Source organism: Cellulomonas flavigena DSM 20109 (assembly GCF_000092865.1).
In the GTDB taxonomy this organism is placed as follows: domain Bacteria; phylum Actinomycetota; class Actinomycetes; order Actinomycetales; family Cellulomonadaceae; genus Cellulomonas; species Cellulomonas flavigena.
The window spans coordinates 1315918-1333710 of the sequence record NC_014151.1; the positions used below are offsets into that span (position 1 = coordinate 1315918).

Here is a 17793-nt window from a genome sequence, read left to right on the forward strand (position 1 = left end):
CGGCTCTACGCCGGCGGCGTCCGGACGGCTGCCCGGTGCACGGTCCCCGTCGGCACGGTCACACGGTCGGCACGGTCACCCGCCGCACGGTCCAGCCGAGGACCCCTGTCAGCAGCGACCAGACCGCGATGCCGAGCAGCATGTTGACGACCCCCGACGCGATCGCCGACGCGACGTCGGTGGTCCACGTCAGGGGGAGCAGGGTCGCGACGACCGTCGCCAGGCCGAGGATCCAGCCGAAGAAGGCCCGGGGCCGGGGCGTGGTGAGCACCAGGAGCTGCAGCAGGGCGGCGGCGGCGACCGCCGTGAGGATGCCGCCCACGATGTACGCGCCCATCGCCGATCCCGTGCCGAACAGGTCCCGGTAGGTCAGCGTGAGGCGCAGGATCGACTCGAGGACGATGACACCGACGACTCCCACGAGGGCCGCGACGAACGCCGTGGCTGCGCCGCCCGCCCAGAACCGGCCGGTCTCGACGACGAGCCGGGTCTCGGGGCGCGCCGGGGCGGCGGTCGCGGGCGGGGCCGGGCGGGACGTCGGGGGGACGGCGGCCGGGGGGACGGCCTCGTACCTGCGGGTCGGCTCGCCCTGCGGCCGGCCGGAGGTGGGGATCGACATCGTCGGCTCCTGTCTCGCACATGACGTCGGGGGTCGCGCGTGACGTCAGCGCTCACGCTAGCGAGGAGTCGCCCGTTCGGCACCGGTTGGTCCCGGTTCCTGCGGGACCGTCGTCCAGGTTCCACCCGTCCGCATGATGGACGGGCTGCCGCGGGCAGCCCTCGTGTGCCACCATCGGCCTGTGACCCGCTTCACGCTCATCATCGTGTAGCGCGTCGGCCGACCAGCCGACGCGCAGACCTCCCGTACCCCGGGGGGTCTTTTTGTTGGTCCAGACGTCCGTGGGCACCACCCCCGCCCGCACGGACACGTCGACGAGGCACCGGCACCACCCCGGCCGGACGCGCACCGCGCACCGCCCCGCCGACGCACGCCCGTACCACCCCGAGGAGCCACCGTGTCCCAGCCCACGGCACCCACGCCGACCGGCGCGAGCGCGCCGCCGCCGTTCCACGTCTACGACACGACGTTGCGTGACGGCGCCCAGCAGGAGGGCATCAACCTGTCGGTCGCCGACAAGCTGACGATCGCCCCGATGCTCGACGAGCTCGGCGTCGGCTTCATCGAGGGCGGCTGGCCGGGCGCGGTGCCGAAGGACACCGAGTTCTTCAAGCGGGCCGCCAAGGAGCTCGACCTGAGGAACGCGGAGCTCGCGGCCTTCGGTGCCACGCGCAAGGCGGGCGTGCGGGCGACCGACGACCCGCAGGTGCACGCGCTGCTCGACTCCGAGGCGCCCGTCGTCACGCTCGTCGCCAAGTTCGACGTCCGGCACGTCGAGCGCGCGCTGCGCACGACCCCGGACGAAGGACTGGCGATGATCACGGACACCGTGACGTTCCTGCGGCGCGAGGGCCGGCGCGTGTTCGTCGACGCCGAGCACTTCTTCGACGGCTACCGGTACGACGCGGACTTCGCGCGCCGCGCCGTCGTCACGGCGTTCGAGGCCGGTGCGGAGGTCGTCGCGCTGTGCGACACCAACGGTGGCATGCTGCCGGACTGGGTGCGCGAGATCGTGCAGGACGTCCGGGCGGTCGCCGGCCCCGACGCGCTGCTCGGGATGCACGCGCACAACGACTCGGGGTGCGCGGTGGCCAACACGCTCGCCGCGGTCGACGCGGGCTGCACGCACGTGCAGGGCACGGTCAACGGGTACGGCGAGCGCACCGGCAACGCCGACCTGCTGTCCGTCGTGGCCAACCTGGAGCTCAAGCTCGGCCGGCAGGTGCTCGCGCGGGACACCGACACCCCCGGCGGCCTCACCGAGCTGACGCGCATCGCGCACGCCATCAGCGAGGTCACCAACATCTCGCCGTTCGCGCGTCAGCCGTACGTCGGCGCCAGCGCGTTCGCGCACAAGGCAGGACTGCACGCCTCGGCCATCAAGGTCGACCCCGACCTGTACCAGCACGCGGACCCCGAGCTCGTCGGCAACGACATGCGGATGCTGGTGTCCGACATGGCGGGCCGCGCCTCGATCGAGCTCAAGGGCCGCCAGCTCGGCATCGACCTCGCGGAGCACCCCGACGTGCTCTCGCGCGTCGTGCACCGCGTGAAGGACGCCGAGGCCGCGGGGTACACGTACGAGGCGGCCGACGCGTCGTTCGAGCTGGTGCTCGTCGAGGAGCTCGAGGGTGCGCGGCCCGCGTACTTCCGGGTCGAGTCGTGGCGCACGATCGTCGAGCGCAACGGCGGCCGCGGCACGCCCGCGACCGCCGAGGCGACCGTCAAGCTGCACGCGGGCGGCGAGCGCATCGTCAGCACGGGGGAGGGGAACGGTCCGGTCAACGCGCTGGACCACGCGCTGCGCGACGCGCTGCAGCGCGTGTACCCCGAGCTCGCGCGCTTCGAGCTCATCGACTTCAAGGTCCGCATCCTCGACCAGATGCAGGGCACCGACGCGGTGACGCGCGTGCTCATCGAGACCACCGACGGTCAGACGTCATGGAGCACGGTCGGCGTGGGGCCCAACCTCATCGAGGCCTCGTGGGAGGCGTTGACGGACTCGGCGATCTGGGGGCTGCGCCACCTGGGCGTCCGCCCGCGCTGACGGGACGGTGGTCAGCGGGTCGTCGCGCCGGGGGTCCGCCGACGGCCTAGCCTCGGGGGAGGCACCGCGGCCCGAGCGACGGAGAGGAGCCCCTGCGTGTCCGGCACTGCACCCGAGCCGTCCGACGCCCCGGTGACGTCCGCGGACGTCCCGGTGCGCCACCGGGGGCCGGGTGGTGCGCGCAGCTGGTGGTGGCTGGCCCTCGTGCTGGTGCTCGGGATCGCGATGGTGCTGGTGTGGCAGCCCTGGCAGGGCGGCACGCCCGCGCCCGTCGTGACCGTCAGTGCGACCCTCGACGACTCGTCCGAGCCCACGCCGGAGCCGACCGCAACGACGCCCGCGCCGACGACGAGCGCCGTGCCGCCGCCGGGTGCGGCCGCGGTCTTCGACGCCGCGACGGCCGGGTCGCTGTTCGCGACCGCGGCAGACCTGCGCGCGGGTCTGCCGGGCGCGGCGGACGGCGTGACCCGCGGCCGCGAGCCCGGGGCCAACCCGTGGGGCCTGCCGGCCGGCGCGGTCGTCGACCCGGCGTCGTGCACGGCGGCGGTCACGATCGTCACCGCGCCACCCCTGCACCACGACGCGGCCTCGTTCCAGAACGACGTCCTCACGTACGAGCAGGACGTCGTGCTGCTGCTCGACGCCGCTGCCGCGCGTGCCGCCTTCCGCGCGCTGGTGACGACCGTCGACGAGTGCCCCGAGTACACGCAGGTCACGCCGGACGTCGACGGTGTGCGGTGGGCGGCCGAGCCGGCGCTCGAGGGGCAAGGGGTGTTCCCCGCGATCGTGCGTGACCTGACCGTGCAGGTCGAGGGCGACACGTTCCACCAGACCACCGGTCACGTGCTCGTGGGCAACGCGATCCTCACGTGGACGGCGACCGCGCTGGACGCGGAGGACCGCGACGCGGCGACCGCGGTGCTCGGCACGCCCGACCGGCTCAGCGAGGTGGCCGAGCGCCGGGCGCTCGCGGCGTTGCGCGGACTGTCCTGAGCGCGGACCGTCCCGGGCGCGGCGCCTAGGGTGGTGGGGTGCACGGTGAGTACAAGGTCCCCGGGGGCAAGCTCGTGGTCGTCGACCTCGAGGTCGAGGACGGGCGCCTGCGGGACGTGAGCGTCGCGGGCGACTTCTTCCTCGAGCCGGACGAGGCGCTCGACGTGCTCTCTGGCGCGCTCGAGGGGGTCCCCGCGGACGCGGGTGTCGCGCAGCTCGCGCAGGTGCTCGACGACGCGCTGCGGCTGGCGACCGACCAGGGTCGCGTGGCCGGTCCGGTGGCGATGGTCGGGTTCGACGTGCGGGCTGTGGCGGTCGCGGTGCGCCGCGCGCTCGGCCTGTCGACGGGGTGGGACGACCACGAGTTCGCGCTGCTGCGAGGCGGTCCGCTGCACCCCGCGGTCCACGTCGCGCTGGACCAGGTGCTCACCGAGGAGCTCGCGGCCGGGCGCCGCGGCCCGACGGTGCGGTTCTGGGAGTGGCAGGAGCCGGCGGTCGTCATCGGCTCGTTCCAGTCGCTGCGCAACGAGGTCGACCTCGCGGCGGCCGAGCGGCACGGTGTGACGGTGGTGCGCCGGATCTCCGGCGGCGGGGCGATGTTCATGGAGGCGGGCAACTGCATCACGTTCTCGCTGGTCGTTCCCGGGTCCCTGGTCGACGGCATGTCCTTCGAGGACTCGTACGCGTTCCTCAACGACTGGGTGCTGGGTGCGCTGGCGGACGTCGGTGTCACCGCGAGGACCACCGGCCTCAACGACATCGCGTCACCCGCCGGCAAGCTCGCGGGCTCCGCGCAGAAGCGCCTGGCCGGCGGTGCCGTGCTGCACCACGTGACGATGGCCTACGACATCGACGCCGACAAGATGACCGAGGTGCTGCGCATCGGCCGCGAGAAGCTCTCCGACAAGGGCACGCGCTCGGCGGACAAGCGCGTCGACCCGGTGCGCTCGCAGACCCGCCTGCCGCGTGCGGAGGTGGTCGACGCGTTCGTGGCGCACTTCCGCTCGCGGTACCGCACGGTCGACGACGTGCTGCGGCCCGCGGAGCTCGAGCGCGCGCACGACCTGGTCCGCACCAAGTTCAGCGACGAGTCCTGGACGGCGCGGGTGCCCTGACCGGGGTGCCGGCCCCGGCGAGCGCGTCCTTCCCACCTTTTTGACCGTTCTGCCGGACTGACTTGGGTTGACCGAGGCGGGTCGTCCGGAGGCATGTCCTCCTGGTCACGGCCGCACCGTCAGGGGGGCACCACGACAGCCGGGGGCTGCGCGACGCCGCGCACCCCGACCCAGGGCACTCCTCTGCGTGGCGGCACGGTCAGGGTTCCGGTCGCCCACCGACCGGGGCCGCCTGGTCCCGGTCCTCCGACGCCGGTCGTCGACCGGCTCGTCACTGGGGGGGCACCCATGGCAGCACGTGGCACGACACGCGGCCCGTCACGGACGCGCAGGGCACTACTGACGGTCGCGCTCGCGCTGGGCGTCGCGGTCAGCGGGGGGACGGCGGCGTACGCCGTGGTCGTCTCCGCGGGCGGCGGCACCTGGCACTACGGCGGTCCGAGCCTCACGCCGAGCTACAACTGGTCGAACTACCTGCACCCGACCAAGGACCACGCGTCGTCCGTGACCGGCGACCGCGGCCTGGTGCGTTCGGAGTGCCGTGCTCCGGAGGTGTGGTCGAAGGCGTCGGCGTGGGACTCCAACCCGTTCCGGCAGGACCAGGCGTACTGGCACTACTGCTGAGCGGTCGCGCGCGCGGCGGGGCCGGTCACGTCGTGGCCGGCCCCGCCGCACCGCACCCCAGCCCGGCACCACGGCCGACGCCCACCGGCGCAGGCCCGGGAGGACGACATGACCCACCGCGGGACGCGCCTGGCCTACGTGCTCGTGCTGCTGTACGCCGCGGCCACGGCGTTCCTCGTCGTGCGGGGTCTCGAGGAGTCGGGCGTGCTCGGCGCCGACCACCTCCTGCACGTCTCCGGCGAGGGCGGCGCCGGCGGTGCCGCCGCCGTGGCCGCGCTCACCGAGGTCTCCCGCGAGCAGCGCGTCGACGTCGGGCGCCTCGTGGACGACGTCCTGGCATCGGGCGAGCTGCGCCACCTGTACCTCGCGGTCGGACGCCCGGACGGCCCGCGTGCGTCGTGGGCGCAGGAGGGCTACCCGGCGTTCGTGCCGCAGGGCCGCACGCAGGTCCACGCGCTGGCGGAGCTGGGGCACCTGGACCCGCGCGGCGGGTACGTGGTCTTCGGTGACGCGGGCGGTCGCGACGCGGTCGCGGACGCCGTGCGCGCCCTCGGCTACCAGGTCGAGACACGCGCCTACTACGACGCCGGCGCGATCGCGCAGTGGGTGGGGCACCAGCCGTTCGGCACGGGGCTGCTGGTGGTGGCCCTGCTCGTCGTCGTGGTGGTCGCCGCGGGCGTGCTGGCCGGCGTCAAGGGCTACGCGGTGCAGCGCCTGCACGGGCCGTGCTCGGCGCTGCGGGGGAGCGGGTGTTCACCTACGGCACGGAGCGCGGCACGCCGGACGGTCCCGTGCTGGTCGCGCCGGTCGTGGTCGTCGTCGACGCCGCGAGCGGGGTCGTCCCGCCCGCCGACTACATGGCGTGGGCCAGCCAGGGAGCGGTGCTCGTCCGCGACCCGCAGACCGCCGTGGCGTCCGCCCGGGAGGCCGGACTGGTGGACTTCGTGACGAGCTTCCGCCCCGCGCGGCAGGAGGCGGCCGACGTGTACGCGCAGGTCGTGAGGGAGCTGCGGCTGCACCTGGCGAACTGCGCGGCCGCCCTGCTCGTCCTGCTCGCGACCGCCGTGGGGCTCGGTCAGGTGTACACGCGGGCGCACGCGCAGCGGCTGTTCGTGTCCTACGTGCACGGCAGGTCGCTCGTGCGGACGCACCCCGGGCTCCTGGCCGCCGAGGGTGCGCTGCTCGTGGGTGTGGGCGTGGCCTCCGCAGCCGCGACCGCGGCGTTGCTCGGCGCCGGCCCGGGGGAGGGCTCGGGCGCCGACGCAGACCTCGCCCTCGGCGGGCTGCAGCCGCTGCTCGCGTCGGCGTGGGCGGTGCTCAGCGCGGGCCTCGTCGTCGCCGCACTCGTCGTCCACGCTGCTCAACTGCGTCGGGCTGCTGGAACCGGCCACGGCGGGCCGCGTCGTGGTGGACGGGGTCGACGTGACCCGGCTCGGCCCCGGCGGGGCACGCCGGTTCCGCCGCGACAGCCTCGGGTACCTGTTCCAGGGGTACGCCCTGGTCGAGAACGCGACGGCGCGCGCGAACCTCGAGATCGCCGTGGGCGGCCGCCGACGCGTGCCGCGGGCCGTGCTGGAGGCGGCGCTCGAGCGCGTCGGTCTCGGTGGGCGGGGCGAGGACCCCGTGTACCTGCTCAGCGGCGGCGAGCAGCAGCGGGTGGCCCTGGCCCGGCTGCTCGTGCGCCGGCCCCGGCTCGTGCTGGCCGACGAGCCGACGGGGTCCCTCGACGCCGAGAACGGCCGCATGGTCGTGGACTCGTTGCGGGAGATGGCGACGGACGGGTGCGCGGTCGTCGTGGCGACGCACGACGCGGAGGTCGCCGCGGCCTGCTCGTCGGTCGTGGCGCTCGCGCCGGTGACCCAGCCGGTCTGACGTGCACCGTCGTGGTGTGGAGACCTGACGCCGGTCTCAGCGCGGCCACGTGAGCACGACGGCGAGCGCCGCGGCTCCCAGCAGGACCAGCGCGGCCGCGCACGCGGTGACGAGCCGGCCGCCCGGGTCGCGCCCCACCGTGGTGCGCTCGGCGGACGTCAACGCCGCCCGCCCGCGCCCGTGCACCCCGGCCCGGCGGCGGCGTGCCGCTCGCAGCAGCACGACCGCGAGCGCCGTGCCGGCCACGGCCACGCCCCACGCGGCGGCTCCCCAGGTCTCCGCCAGCAGCCGCCCCGCCGCGACCGACCCGGCGACGAGCCCCAGCGCGGTGCGCCGCCACGCGAGCGCGGTCCGCTCCGCCGCGAGCGAGGGGTGTGCGGGCGTCATGCGCGCAGCAGCCCGATCAGCACCAGGACGCCGGCGACGGCGACGCCCGCGACGAGCAGTCCGAACCCGACGGGCGCCGGCAGCGGGTCGCCGCGCCGCATCGCGCGCTCGCCACGCGCCCACCCCCACCACGCGACGGCGGGTGCGGTGGAGCCCAGCGCGATGAGCACGACCGCGGCCGCCAGCCGCATGCCCGGCTCGACGGGCAGGTCGAGCGCCTCGAGCGCGACCCCGCCGGCGAGCAGCGCCAGGCCGGTGCGGGCCCACGCGAGGAACGTGCGCTCGTTGGCGAGCGAGAACCGGGCGTCAGGCTCGGTGCCGACGCCGTAGACCCAGCGGGGGAACCGGCGGTCGGGAGCATGCGGCGGCGGCGCGTCGTGCGGCATGCGTCCATCCTCCCCGGCGCCGGTCGTCGCCGCCGCCGGACGCCCCGCGGTCACCCGGCGGGTGTCGCGCGCAGCCCGAACACGGCGGTCCCGATCCGCACGACCGTCGCGCCCTCGGCCACGGCGGCCTCGAGGTCGCCGCTCATCCCCATCGACAGTCCGTGCGCGTGCTCCGTCCCCGGCTCGCCGGACGCGACGACCTCGTCGCGCACCGCACGCAGCCGCGCGAAGCCCGCGCGGACGACGCGCTCGTCGTCGCTGCGCGCCCCCACGGTCATGAGTCCCGCGAGCCGCAGCCCGGGCAGCGCCGCGACGCGCACCGCGAGGTCCGCGGCCGCGTCGGGGGCGACGCCGTGCTTGGTCGGCTCGCCCGACACGTTGGCCTGCACCCACACGTCCAGCGGCTGCTCGCGTCCCTGCGCGCGGCCGGACAGCCGCCGCGCCAGCGCGTCGTCGGCCACCGACTCGACGGCTGCCGCCCAGCGCAGCGCCGCGTTCACCTTGTTCGACTGCAGCGGTCCGATGACGTGCCAGGTCGGCTCGAGGTCGGCGAGCGCGGGTGCCTTGGTCACGAGCTCCTGGACGCGGTTCTCGCCCAGCAGGACGGGCGCGTGCGTGGCACCGGCGGTGCGGGCAGCCGTGTCGGCCAGGAGCGCGGCACGCACCGTCGCCACGTCCATCGTCTTCGACGCGAGCAGCACCCGGACCTCGTCGGGCCGGCGAGCGGCCGCGGCGCACGCCGCCGCGACCCGCTCCTGCACCTGCGCCAGCCGGCGCGCCACGTCGTCGCTGCTCACGACCCCCGACCGTACCGGCACGCGGCCGACCTCCCCGACCACGCCGGGCGGACGGCCGGAACCGGCGGGTGAGAACGCGTGCGCACGTGTGGCGGACCGGGCCGTCACGGTCGCATGCTGACGTGGTGGAGAGGTGCACCGGGCGGCTGCTCGTCGCGACACCGGGCCTGCGTGATCGCAGCTTCCGGCGTGCGGTCGTGCTCGTGCTCGACCACACCGCCGAGGGAGCGCTGGGCGTCGTGCTCGACCGTCCGCTCGACATCGACGCGCGCACGGTCCTGCCGCAGTGGCAGGAGCACCTGAGCACGCCCGGTCGGCTGTTCCAGGGCGGGCCGGTCGCGCGGGACACCGCGCTCGCGCTCGCGGACCTGCCGGGTGCCGACGCCCCGCCGGGCGTGCAGGCGCTGTCCCCGCGTCTCGGCGTCGTCGACCTCGACGCCCCGCCCGCCCTGGTCGTCGACGCGGTCCGCGCGCTGCGCGTCTTCGTGGGCTACGCGGGCTGGGGGCCCGGACAGCTCGACGACGAGGTGGACGTCGGGGGCTGGTTCGTCGTCGACCACGAGCCCGGGGACGCGTTCAGCGCCGACCCGCGCGGGCTGTGGCGACGCGTGCTGCGCCGCCAGCCCGGGGACCTGGCGCTGCTGTCGACGGCGCCGGACGACGTGTCGCTGAACTGACGACCCGGGTGGGCTCCGGGGGATCCCCGATGTCGCAGCACCGGCCGCGCGTGGCACGGTGGGGGCGTGAAGACCCTGCTCAACGTCATCTGGCTCGTGTTCGCCGGCGCGTGGCTCGCGCTGGGGTACGTCCTCGCGGGCGTGATCTGCTGCGTCCTGATCGTGACGATCCCGTTCGGCATCGCGTCTTTCCGCATCGCGAGCTACGTGCTCTGGCCGTTCGGTCGGACGATCGTCGAGAAGCCCACGGCCGGCGCCTGGTCGACCATCGGCAACGTCGTCTGGGTGCTGGTGGCGGGGATCTGGCTCGCGATCGGGCACGTCACGACCGCGATCCCCCTGTTCGTGTCGATCATCGGCATCCCCATGGGCATCGCGAACCTCAAGCTCATCCCGGTGTCGCTCGTGCCACTGGGCAAGCAGATCGTGCCGACCGACAGCCCGTTCGCCGCCTACGGCCGCTGAGGCGGGGCGTCAGTCGCGCGCGATCGCGGCGACCGTCGCGTCCGTGAGCCGCACGAGGTCGTCGGGTGCGAGCTCGACGTCCAGCCCGCGGCGGCCACCGGAGACGAGCACGGTGTCGAACAGCCAGATCGTCTCGTCGAGCACGGTCGCCAGCGTGGTGCGCTGCCCGAGCGGGGAGATGCCGCCCACGACGTAGCCCGTGGCGCGCTCGGCGGCGTGCGCGTCGGCCATGACGGCGCGCTTCCCGCCGACCGCCGCGGCGAGGGCCTTGAGGTCGAGCCTCCCCGTGACGGGGACGACAGCCACCGTGAGGGCGCCGTCGACCTCGGCGACGAGCGTCTTGAAGACCTGCTCGGGCGGCACGCCCAGCAGGTGCGCGGCCTCCAGCCCGTAGCCGAGGTCGCTCGCCGGGTCGTGCTCGTACGTGCGGGCGGTGTGCGGGACACCGGCCTCGACGAGCGCCACGAGGGCGGGGGTCCCGGTGCTGGTGCGCGCGTCCTTCCTGACCACGGCGACCAGGGTAGGGCGTCGCAGGGCGTCAGAGCGCGACGCCCACCAGTGCGCCGACGCCGTACGTCACGGCCATCGCGAGCGAGCCGCCGACCACGTTGCGCAGCACGGACCGGCCGTGGGAGGCGCCGGTGAAGCGCGCGGACGTCCAACCCGTCAGGACGAGGGCGACGACGACGGCCACGAACGTCGCGGGGACGCGCGCCGCGGTCGTCCACGGCGCCAGCACGACGAGCAGCGGGATCAGGGCACCGAGCGTGAACGCGCCCATCGATGCGAAGGCCGCGTGCCACGGGTTGGTGAAGTCGTGGTCGACGTCGTTGATCGGGTTGCCCTGCTCCGCGGCGACGCGCTCGGCGTCGCGCTGGCTGCTGACCGACACGTACTCGCCTGACGCCATCGACAGCGCACCGGCGACGAGCGCGGCACCGCCGGCCAGCGCGATCGTCGACGTCGACGCGGCAGCGCCGGCGACCCCCACGACCGTCGCCGCGACGGACACGATGCCGTCGTTCGCACCGAGCACGCCGGCGCGCAGCCAGTTCAGCCCGGCGTTCGACGCGGCGGGGGCGGGGCGGTTCTCACGGGTCCCTCGCAGCAGCGCGCCGAGGCCGGGGACGTGGCCGGTGGTCGTGGTCATGACCCCACGTTAGGCACGGCCACCCGGCTTGTCACCGCAGGAAAGCCTGCCCTGACCTGCGCAGACGCAGGTGTGCCTACCCTCACCGGGGCTGGATCGACGGCTCGCCGACAAGGGGGGTGGGTGGGACGGGGGAGGGTGGGACGGGGAGGCGCTCGCCGCCCATCCACCCCGTCCGTGCCCGCCCCCTCGGTGAGACGTCGATCCTGCCCCGGTCAGAGGGGGCCGACGTCGAGGATGCGGAGGCGCACCTCGCCGGCCTCGTCGGAGGCCGCGAGGTCGACGAGCGCGTCGATGCGCCAGTCGTGGTCACCCGCCGGGTCGTCGAGGACCTGGCGGACGTGCCAGGTGCCGGCCGCCGGGCCGTGCGCGTCGGCGGCCGTGCCCGGCGTGACCTGGAAGAGTGCCGGCCCCCGGGCGGCGGGCCCCGTGCCGACCTCGTCGTGGTCGTCGAAGTACGGCTCGACCGCGTCGGCCCAGCGGTCCGCGTCCCACGGCGCGCCCTCGGCGTCCACGTCGCCCAGCGTCGCCAGCGCGCCCCAGCGCTCGCGGGCCACGAGCTCGACGCGCCGGAACATCGCGCCGCGCACCAGCGCGCGGAACACGCGCGGGTCGGCGGTGACGGGCGGCGGGGGAGCGTCCCCCTCCTCCGCGTCGGCGACCGCCTCGAGCGCGGTCTCCGGGTCGGCGAGCCGCTCCCACTCGTCGAGCAGGCTCGAGTCGGTGCGGCGCACGAGGTCGCCGAGCCACGCGATGAGCTCCTCGAGCTCCTCGGTGCGCCGGTCCTCGGGCACGGTACGGCGTAGCGCGCGGTACGCGTCGGCGAGGTAGCGCAGCAGCACGCCCTCGGTCCGGTCGAGGGAGTAGAGCTGCACGTACTCGGCGAACGTCGCGGCGCGCTCGTGCATGTCGCGGACCACGGACTTGGGCGAGAGCGCGAGGTCCGCGACCCACGGGTTGGTGCGCCGGTACGTGACGAAGGTGGCCTCGAGCAGCTCGGCGAGGGGCCGCGGGTACGTGACGTCCTCGAGCAGCGCCATGCGCTCGTCGTAGTCCAGGCCCTCGGCCTTCATGGCGGCGACGGCCTCGCCGCGGGCCTTGTTCTCCTGCGCCGCGAGCACCTGGCGCGGGTCGTCGAGCGTCGCCTCGATGACGGACACGACGTCGTGCGCATACCCGGGGTCCTGCGGGTCGAGCAGGTCGAGCGCGGCGTACGCGAAGGGCGACAGCGCCTGGTCGAGCGCGAAGTTGGGCGGCAGGTCGGCGACGAGCCGCACGGTGCGGCGTCGGCCGCCGGGGGCGGCCGGGTCGTCGACCCACGGGCGCTCCACGACGCCGCCGACGCGCAGCGACCGGTACACGTCGACCGCACGGCGCACGTGCCTGGCGCGCGCGCCCTCGGGCTCGTGGTTGTCGGTGAGCAGGTGCGTCATGACGGCCACGGGGTCGCCGCGCCCGTCCCGGCCGCGCTGCAGCACGTGCAGGACCATGGCGTGCGACACCTGGAAGCTCGAGGTCAGCGGCTCGGGCGGGGCGTCGCGCAGGCGCTCGAACGTCTTGTCGGTCCAGTTCACGTGCCCGGCCGGCGCCTGCTTGCGGACGATCTTCTTCTGCTTGCGCGGGTCGTCGCCCGCCTTGGCCAGGGCCCGGCGGTTCTCGATGACGTGGTCGGGTGCCTGCACGACGACCTCGCCGACCGTGTCGAAGCCCGCACGCCCCGCGCGCCCGGCGATCTGGTGGAACTCGCGCGCCGTGAGGTGCCGCATGCGCACGCCGTCGTACTTCACCAGGCTCGTCAGCGCGACCGTGCGGATGGGCACGTTGATGCCGACGCCGAGGGTGTCGGTGCCGCAGACGACGGGCAGCAGGCCGCGCTGCGTGAGCCGCTCGACGACGCGCCGGTACTTGGGCAGCATGCCCGCGTGGTGCACGCCGACGCCGTGCCGCAGCAGCCGCGACAGGGTCTTCCCGAAGCCCGGGCCGAAGCGGAACCCGCCCAGCTCGGCGGCGATGGCGTCGCGCTGCTCGCGGCTCGCCAGCGGGGTCGACAGCAGGGACTGGGCGCGCTCGACGGCCTCCTTCTGCGTGAAGTGCACGACGTAGACGGGTGCGCGGCGCGTGGTGACGAGCTCGTCGAGCAGCTCGTGCAGCGGCTCGACGGAGTAGGAGAACGTCAGGGGGACGGGCCGCTCGGCGTTCGCGACGACGGCCACGTCGCGCCCGGTGCGGCGCGTGAGGTCGTCGACGAAGAACGACACGTCGCCGAGCGTCGCGGACATCAGCAGGAACTGCGTGCGCGTCAGCTCCAGGAGCGGCACCTGCCACGCCCAGCCGCGCTGCGGGTCGGCGTAGTAGTGGAACTCGTCCATGACGACGAGACCCACGTCGGAGGCCGGCCCGTCGCGCAGCGCCTGGTTGGCGAGGATCTCGGCCGTGCAGCACACGATCGGCGCGTCGGAGTTGATCGCGGAGTCACCGGTGACCATGCCGACGTTGGCCGAGCCGAACACGTCGACGAGCGCGAAGAACTTCTCGCTGACCAGCGCCTTGATGGGTGCGGTGTAGTACGAGCGGCGGCCCTGGGCCAGCGCGACGGCGTGCGCGGCGACGCCCGCGAGCGACTTCCCGGAGCCGGTGGGCGTCGACAGGATCACGTGCGACCCGGTGAGCAGCTCGAGGAGCGACTCCTCCTGGTGCGGGTACAGCGCCAGGCCCTGGTCGGCGGCCCAGGTGGTGAACACCTCGTACAGCGTGTCCGGGTCGTGCGCGGCGTCACCCGTGGGCAGGCGGTCGGTCAGCGAGGTGGGGGAGGGCACGTCGCGATCCTTCCACGGCGCTCGAGGTCAGGTCGCGTCCCACAGGAGCCGGTAGTAGGCGGTCCGCTCGTCGTCGGGCTCGATCCCGTACGCGTCGAGGACGTGCCGCTCGTACCCGGGGCCGTAGTTCCAGGTCGTGCTCCACGTCGCGATCGCGAGGTCGGCCCAGCGGTCGGCGACGCCGAGGCGCCCGAGGTCGACGTGGGCGGCCCAGCGGCCGTCGTCGTGGACCAGGGTGTTGGGTGCGCACGCGTCGGCGTGGCACACCACGAGCCGGTCGACGGGCGGGGCGTCGAGCAGCCGCGCGCGGGCGTCGGCGGCGGAGAGGTGGTGGTGCACGGGGTCCCACCCGGTGGGGGAGTCGCCGGCATGGAGGTGCTCCAGGGCTCGCTCGACGCGGGCCTCGACCTGCCACGCGAACGGGCACTCGCCGGCGGGGAGCGCGTCGTGCAGCGCGCGCAGGCCGGCGCCGACGGCTGCTGCCGCCTCCGCGGGGCGGGCCAGCCACATCGGGTCGACCGCGCTGCGTGCGGGGATCGCGGCCGTGACGAGCCACGAGCCCTCGTCGTCGACGCCCAGGTCGAGCACCTCCGGGACGGGCGTGAAGCGCCCCGCCCACGTCAGGCGCAGCGCCTCCGCCGGGAGGTCGAGCTCGGGCACGTGGCGCGGCGCCCACTTGACGAACCGCTCGCGCCCGAGGCGGAACGTGCGGCCGCCGGCCTCGTTGACCCAGACGGGCTCCACGTCCTGCCCGCCGGCGAGCGCGGCGACGGACGCCGGGACGGGGACGGTGCCGGTGGGCACGCCGCGCGGGACGGTCGGGCTCGGGTCGGGGGCGTGCGGGCCGGCGGCCCGGTCGTCCGCGTCGTGGGGCATCGCGTCATCCTGCCCCATCGCCGCGTGCGCGGCCGTCGTCGGATCGGCGCCCTACGGACGCGTAACCTACGGCTCCGTAAGTTACTCTGGCGTAGTGATGAGTCGCCCGACCGCGTCCGCCGACCTCCCTGCCGCCTGGCCCCAGGGCGTGCCCCGCGACGTCGAGGTCCCCGACGAGCCGCTGACCGCGCTGCTGGACCGTGCCGCACGCGCGCACGCCGACCGCGTCGCGCTCGACTTCCTCGGCGCGACGACGACCTACGGGCAGCTCGCCGCACAGGTCGCGCGCGGCATGCGCGTGCTGCACGACCTGGGCGTGCGCGCGGGTGACCGCGTCGCGCTCGTGCTGCCCAACTGCCCCGCGCACGTCGTCGCGTTCTGGTCGGTGCTGCGGCTCGGTGCCGTCGTCGTGGAGCACAACCCGACGTACAGCGCGGACGAGCTCGCGCACCAGCTCGCCGACTCGGGCGCGACCGTCGCGGTCGTCTGGGAGCAGGCCGTCCCGCGGGTGCTCGAGGCACGCGACCGCACGCAGCTGCGCCACGTCGTCGCCGTCGACCTGTCCGCCGACCTGCCGCGCACGAAGCGCTGGGCGCTGAACCTGCCCGTGCCGAGGGCCCGTCGCACCCGTGCCGCGATGCGCGGTCCCGTCCCCGCGGGCGTCCCGCACTGGCACCGCCTCGTGCACGCCGCCGCGCCGATGCCCGCGCCCGAGCCGCCGGCCGCCGCGGACGTCGCCCTGCTGCAGTACACCGGCGGCACCACCGGCACCCCCAAGGCCGCCGTGCTCACGCACCGCAACCTCGGCGCCAACGCGCTCCAGGGGCAGACGTGGACGCAGGCGGAGCCCGGCACCGAGGTCGTCTACGGCGTGCTGCCGCTCTTCCACGCGTTCGGGCTCACGCTCTGCCTGACGTACTCGGTGCGGATCGCCGCGACGCTCGTCGTGCTGCCCTCGTTCGACCCCGCGCAGGTGCTGGCCGCCCAGAAGCGGCGACCGGGCACCTTCCTGCCCGCCGTGCCGCCCATGCTCGACAGGCTCGCCACCGCGGCCGAGGAGACCGGCGCCGACCTCACGTCGTTCCGGTACTCGATCAGCGGCGCCATGGCGCTGCCGCGCGCGACCGCCGAGCGCTGGGAGCGCGTGACCGGCGGTCTGGTCTCCGAGGGCTACGGCATGACCGAGACGTCGCCCGTCGCGCTCGGCAACCCGCTGAGCCCCGACCGCCGCCCCGGCGCGCTCGGTCTGCCCTTCCCGTCGACGCGCATCCGCGTCGTCGACCAGGAGGACCCGACGCGCGACGTCGACCCCGGTGAGCAGGGTGAGCTGCTGGTCTCCGGACCGCAGGTCTTCCAGGGCTACTGGAACCGTCCCGAGGAGACCGCGCACCAGCTGCTCGACGGCGGCTGGCTGCGCACCGGCGACGTCGTGCGCGTCGACGAGGACGGCATGGTCGTCCTCGTCGACCGCATGAAGGAGATGATCGTCACCGGCGGCTTCAAGGTGTACCCCTCGCAGGTCGAGGACCACCTGCGTGACATGCCCGGCGTGTCCGACGTCGCGGTCGTGGGGGAGCCCGCGGGCGACATGGGCGAGCACGTCGTGGCCGCCGTCGTGCTCGACGAGGACGGGTCCGGCGCGCACATCGACCTCGCCGCGGTGCGCGCGTGGTGCGAGACGCGCCTGGCGCGCTACGCGCTGCCGCGGCGGCTCGTGGTGCTCACGGACCTGCCGCGCTCGCAGGTCGGCAAGGTGCTGCGCCGCGTCGTCCGCGAGCAGGTGACCGACGGGCGCCACCCGGCCTGACCGCGGTGACTACCTGGTCCAACACTCCTGGACCAGATGGTGCATGTGGGCGTACGGTCCTGCCATGACGACGATGAACGTGCAGGACGCCAAGGCGCGGCTGTCCGACCTCGTCGCGCGTGCGGAGCGCGGCGAGGACGTCGTGATCGCCCGCGCGGGTCGCCCGGCCGTGCGACTCGTTCCCGTGGCGCCGCGACCGCGCACGTTCGGCACCATGGACCTCACCGTCCCGGAGTCGTTCTTCGAGCCGCTCGACGAGGTCGAGCTCGCAGCGTGGGAGTGAGGCCGTACCTCCTCGACACGCACGTCCTGCTCTGGCTGCTCGGTGAGCCGCTGCGCGTGCCGACGTCCGTGCGGGACGTGCTGGCCGACCCGGGTGCCGAGATCCTGGTGTCCGCGGTCTCCGCGCTCGAGGTGGCGACCAAGCACCGGCTGGGCAAGCTCGAGGCCAGCGACCTCATCGACTCCTGGCAGCACCGGCTCGCCGACCTCGTCGCGACCGAGCTGCCCATCACTGGCGAGCACGCGCTGCTCGCGGGGCGGCTCGCGTGGGAGCACCGGGACCCGTTCGACCGGCTGCTCGTCGCGCAGGCGGTCGTCGAGAACGCGATCCTCGTCACACAGGACTCCGCGATCGTCCAGTTCGACCGGGCGCCCGTGCTCCGATGGTGACGCCGGCGCCGTAACGTGTCGCCCGTGAGCAAGACGGACGACCTGCCCGTGGTGGAGATGTGGACCGACGGCGCCTGCAAGGGCAACCCCGGCGTCGGCGGGTGGGGCGCCTGGATGCGCTTCGGCGACCAGGAGAGGGAGCTGTGGGGCGGTGAGGCCGCGACCACGAACAACCGCATGGAGCTGTCCGCGGTCATCGAGGGGCTGCGCGCGCTCAAGCGGCCCTGCCGCGTGACGCTGCACGTCGACTCCACGTACGTGATGAACGGTCTGCAGAAGTGGCTGCCGAACTGGAAGCGCAACGGCTGGCGTACGGGCGACAAGAAGCCCGTGAAGAACCAGGAGCTGTGGCAGGCCCTCGACACCGAGGTGCAGCGCCACCACGTCACGTGGGTCTGGGTGAAGGGTCACGCCGGGGACCCGGGGAACGAGCGCGCCGACGCGCTCGCCAACCGCGGGGTGGACGACGTGCGGGCCGGGGTGCGCTGAG

20 protein-coding genes are annotated in these 17793 nt (G+C 74.8%); 12 read left to right on the forward strand and 8 right to left on the reverse strand.

Annotated elements, in window-relative coordinates:
* Positions 1-58 precede the first annotated feature (58 nt).
* On the reverse strand, positions 59-619 hold the full coding sequence (locus CFLA_RS20400; protein WP_013116407.1) for a hypothetical protein: 561 nt from the start codon (positions 617-619) through the stop codon (positions 59-61).
* A gap of 397 nt (positions 620-1016) precedes the next feature.
* Here CFLA_RS20400 and cimA point away from each other — a divergent pair, with 397 nt between their 5' ends.
* From cimA to CFLA_RS05935, 6 genes are all read left to right on the forward strand, one after another.
* Entirely contained in the window at positions 1017-2666 is a 1650-nt protein-coding gene (cimA, locus tag CFLA_RS05910) for a citramalate synthase (RefSeq protein WP_013116408.1), read from the forward strand.
* Positions 2667-2762: 96 nt separating this feature from the next.
* Positions 2763-3659, forward strand: a complete 897-nt coding sequence (locus CFLA_RS05915; protein ID WP_013116409.1) for a hypothetical protein — start codon at positions 2763-2765, stop codon at positions 3657-3659.
* Between the two features lie 38 nt (positions 3660-3697).
* Positions 3698-4774: a lipoate-protein ligase LplAB gene (lplAB, locus tag CFLA_RS05920; protein ID WP_013116410.1), complete on the forward strand. Its 1077-nt coding sequence runs from the start codon at positions 3698-3700 to the stop codon at positions 4772-4774.
* 288 nt (positions 4775-5062) lie between these two features.
* Positions 5063-5398: a lactococcin 972 family bacteriocin gene (locus CFLA_RS20405; RefSeq protein ID WP_013116411.1), complete on the forward strand. Its 336-nt coding sequence runs from the start codon at positions 5063-5065 to the stop codon at positions 5396-5398.
* Positions 5399-5506: 108 nt separating this feature from the next.
* Entirely contained in the window at positions 5507-6346 is an 840-nt protein-coding gene (locus CFLA_RS05930) for a hypothetical protein (protein ID WP_013116412.1), read from the forward strand.
* Between the two features lie 240 nt (positions 6347-6586).
* Positions 6587-7270, forward strand: coding sequence for an ABC transporter ATP-binding protein (locus CFLA_RS05935; RefSeq protein WP_081449764.1), 684 nt, complete (start codon positions 6587-6589; stop codon positions 7268-7270).
* Between the two features lie 36 nt (positions 7271-7306).
* On the opposite strand, the gene CFLA_RS05940 is transcribed toward CFLA_RS05935, so the two are convergent.
* Genes CFLA_RS05940 through CFLA_RS05950 form a run of 3 tightly spaced genes read right to left on the reverse strand, consistent with a single transcriptional unit; the run spans position 7307 to position 8840 of the window.
* The gene (locus CFLA_RS05940) at positions 7307-7657 is read right to left on the reverse strand and encodes a DUF202 domain-containing protein (RefSeq protein ID WP_052302687.1); all 351 of its coding nucleotides are present in this window, start codon (positions 7655-7657) and stop codon (positions 7307-7309) included.
* A complete protein-coding gene (locus CFLA_RS05945) occupies positions 7654-8043 on the reverse strand; it encodes a YidH family protein (RefSeq protein ID WP_013116413.1) in 390 nt (129 codons plus the stop codon). Before CFLA_RS05945 ends, CFLA_RS05940 begins: the two co-directional genes overlap by 4 nt.
* Before the next feature lie 50 nt (positions 8044-8093).
* Entirely contained in the window at positions 8094-8840 is a 747-nt protein-coding gene (locus tag CFLA_RS05950) for a YggS family pyridoxal phosphate-dependent enzyme (RefSeq protein WP_043599940.1), read from the reverse strand.
* Positions 8841-8962: 122 nt separating this feature from the next.
* On the opposite strand from CFLA_RS05950, the gene CFLA_RS05955 reads away from it, so the two are divergent.
* Together CFLA_RS05955 and CFLA_RS05960 are read left to right on the forward strand one after the other, a co-directional pair.
* Positions 8963-9517: a YqgE/AlgH family protein gene (locus CFLA_RS05955; protein ID WP_013116415.1), complete on the forward strand. Its 555-nt coding sequence runs from the start codon at positions 8963-8965 to the stop codon at positions 9515-9517.
* 66 nt (positions 9518-9583) lie between these two features.
* Positions 9584-9982: a YccF domain-containing protein gene (locus tag CFLA_RS05960; RefSeq protein ID WP_013116416.1), complete on the forward strand. Its 399-nt coding sequence runs from the start codon at positions 9584-9586 to the stop codon at positions 9980-9982.
* A 9-nt stretch (positions 9983-9991) separates the two neighbouring features.
* Here the strand turns inward: CFLA_RS05960 and ybaK are convergent, their stop codons facing one another.
* The 4 genes from ybaK to CFLA_RS05980 all read right to left on the reverse strand — a co-directional run bounded on the left by ybaK (position 9992) and on the right by CFLA_RS05980 (position 14824).
* Positions 9992-10492 carry a Cys-tRNA(Pro) deacylase gene (ybaK, locus tag CFLA_RS05965; protein ID WP_013116417.1) on the reverse strand — a complete coding sequence of 167 codons (501 nt, stop codon included), beginning with the start codon at positions 10490-10492 and terminating at the stop codon, positions 9992-9994.
* A 28-nt stretch (positions 10493-10520) separates the two neighbouring features.
* Positions 10521-11132, reverse strand: a complete 612-nt coding sequence (locus CFLA_RS05970; protein WP_013116418.1) for a VIT1/CCC1 transporter family protein — start codon at positions 11130-11132, stop codon at positions 10521-10523.
* 215 nt (positions 11133-11347) lie between these two features.
* The gene (locus CFLA_RS05975) at positions 11348-13948 is read right to left on the reverse strand and encodes a DEAD/DEAH box helicase (RefSeq protein ID WP_013116419.1); all 2601 of its coding nucleotides are present in this window, start codon (positions 13946-13948) and stop codon (positions 11348-11350) included.
* 27 nt (positions 13949-13975) lie between these two features.
* A complete protein-coding gene (locus CFLA_RS05980; protein WP_013116420.1) occupies positions 13976-14824 on the reverse strand; it encodes an aminoglycoside 3'-phosphotransferase in 849 nt (282 codons plus the stop codon).
* Positions 14825-14921: 97 nt separating this feature from the next.
* Between CFLA_RS05980 and CFLA_RS05985 the strand changes: the two genes are divergently transcribed.
* The 4 genes from CFLA_RS05985 (at position 14922) to rnhA (ending at position 17792) form a co-directional block, all read left to right on the forward strand.
* Positions 14922-16631 (forward strand): AMP-binding protein, encoded by a 1710-nt coding sequence (locus tag CFLA_RS05985; protein ID WP_013116421.1) that lies wholly within the window; start codon positions 14922-14924, stop codon positions 16629-16631.
* Between the two features lie 64 nt (positions 16632-16695).
* Entirely contained in the window at positions 16696-16914 is a 219-nt protein-coding gene (locus tag CFLA_RS05990) for a type II toxin-antitoxin system Phd/YefM family antitoxin (RefSeq protein WP_043598836.1), read from the forward strand.
* The gene (locus tag CFLA_RS05995; protein WP_013116423.1) at positions 16905-17303 is read left to right on the forward strand and encodes a type II toxin-antitoxin system VapC family toxin; all 399 of its coding nucleotides are present in this window, start codon (positions 16905-16907) and stop codon (positions 17301-17303) included. The genes CFLA_RS05990 and CFLA_RS05995 overlap by 10 nt, the downstream gene beginning before the upstream one ends.
* A gap of 57 nt (positions 17304-17360) precedes the next feature.
* On the forward strand, positions 17361-17792 hold the full coding sequence (gene rnhA / locus CFLA_RS06000; protein WP_052302801.1) for a ribonuclease HI: 432 nt from the start codon (positions 17361-17363) through the stop codon (positions 17790-17792).
* Position 17793 lies beyond the last annotated feature (1 nt).

What these genes read in the sequence shown, in the direction of transcription:
- CFLA_RS20400 (WP_013116407.1), bottom strand. Translation starts at nt 619, where the DNA reads ATGTCGATCCCCACCTCCGGCCGGCCGCAGGGCGAGCCGACCCGCAGG.
- CFLA_RS20405 (WP_013116411.1), top strand. Translation starts at nt 5,063, where the DNA reads ATGGCAGCACGTGGCACGACACGCGGCCCGTCACGGACGCGCAGGGCA.
- CFLA_RS05930 (WP_013116412.1), top strand. Translation starts at nt 5,507, where the DNA reads ATGACCCACCGCGGGACGCGCCTGGCCTACGTGCTCGTGCTGCTGTAC.
- CFLA_RS05940 (WP_052302687.1), bottom strand. Translation starts at nt 7,657, where the DNA reads ATGACGCCCGCACACCCCTCGCTCGCGGCGGAGCGGACCGCGCTCGCG.
- CFLA_RS05945 (WP_013116413.1), bottom strand. Translation starts at nt 8,043, where the DNA reads ATGCCGCACGACGCGCCGCCGCCGCATGCTCCCGACCGCCGGTTCCCC.
- CFLA_RS05970 (WP_013116418.1), bottom strand. Translation starts at nt 11,132, where the DNA reads ATGACCACGACCACCGGCCACGTCCCCGGCCTCGGCGCGCTGCTGCGA.
- CFLA_RS05980 (WP_013116420.1), bottom strand. Translation starts at nt 14,824, where the DNA reads ATGCCCCACGACGCGGACGACCGGGCCGCCGGCCCGCACGCCCCCGAC.
- CFLA_RS05985 (WP_013116421.1), top strand. Translation starts at nt 14,922, where the DNA reads ATGAGTCGCCCGACCGCGTCCGCCGACCTCCCTGCCGCCTGGCCCCAG.
- CFLA_RS05990 (WP_043598836.1), top strand. Translation starts at nt 16,696, where the DNA reads ATGACGACGATGAACGTGCAGGACGCCAAGGCGCGGCTGTCCGACCTC.
- rnhA (WP_052302801.1), top strand. Translation starts at nt 17,361, where the DNA reads ATGTGGACCGACGGCGCCTGCAAGGGCAACCCCGGCGTCGGCGGGTGG.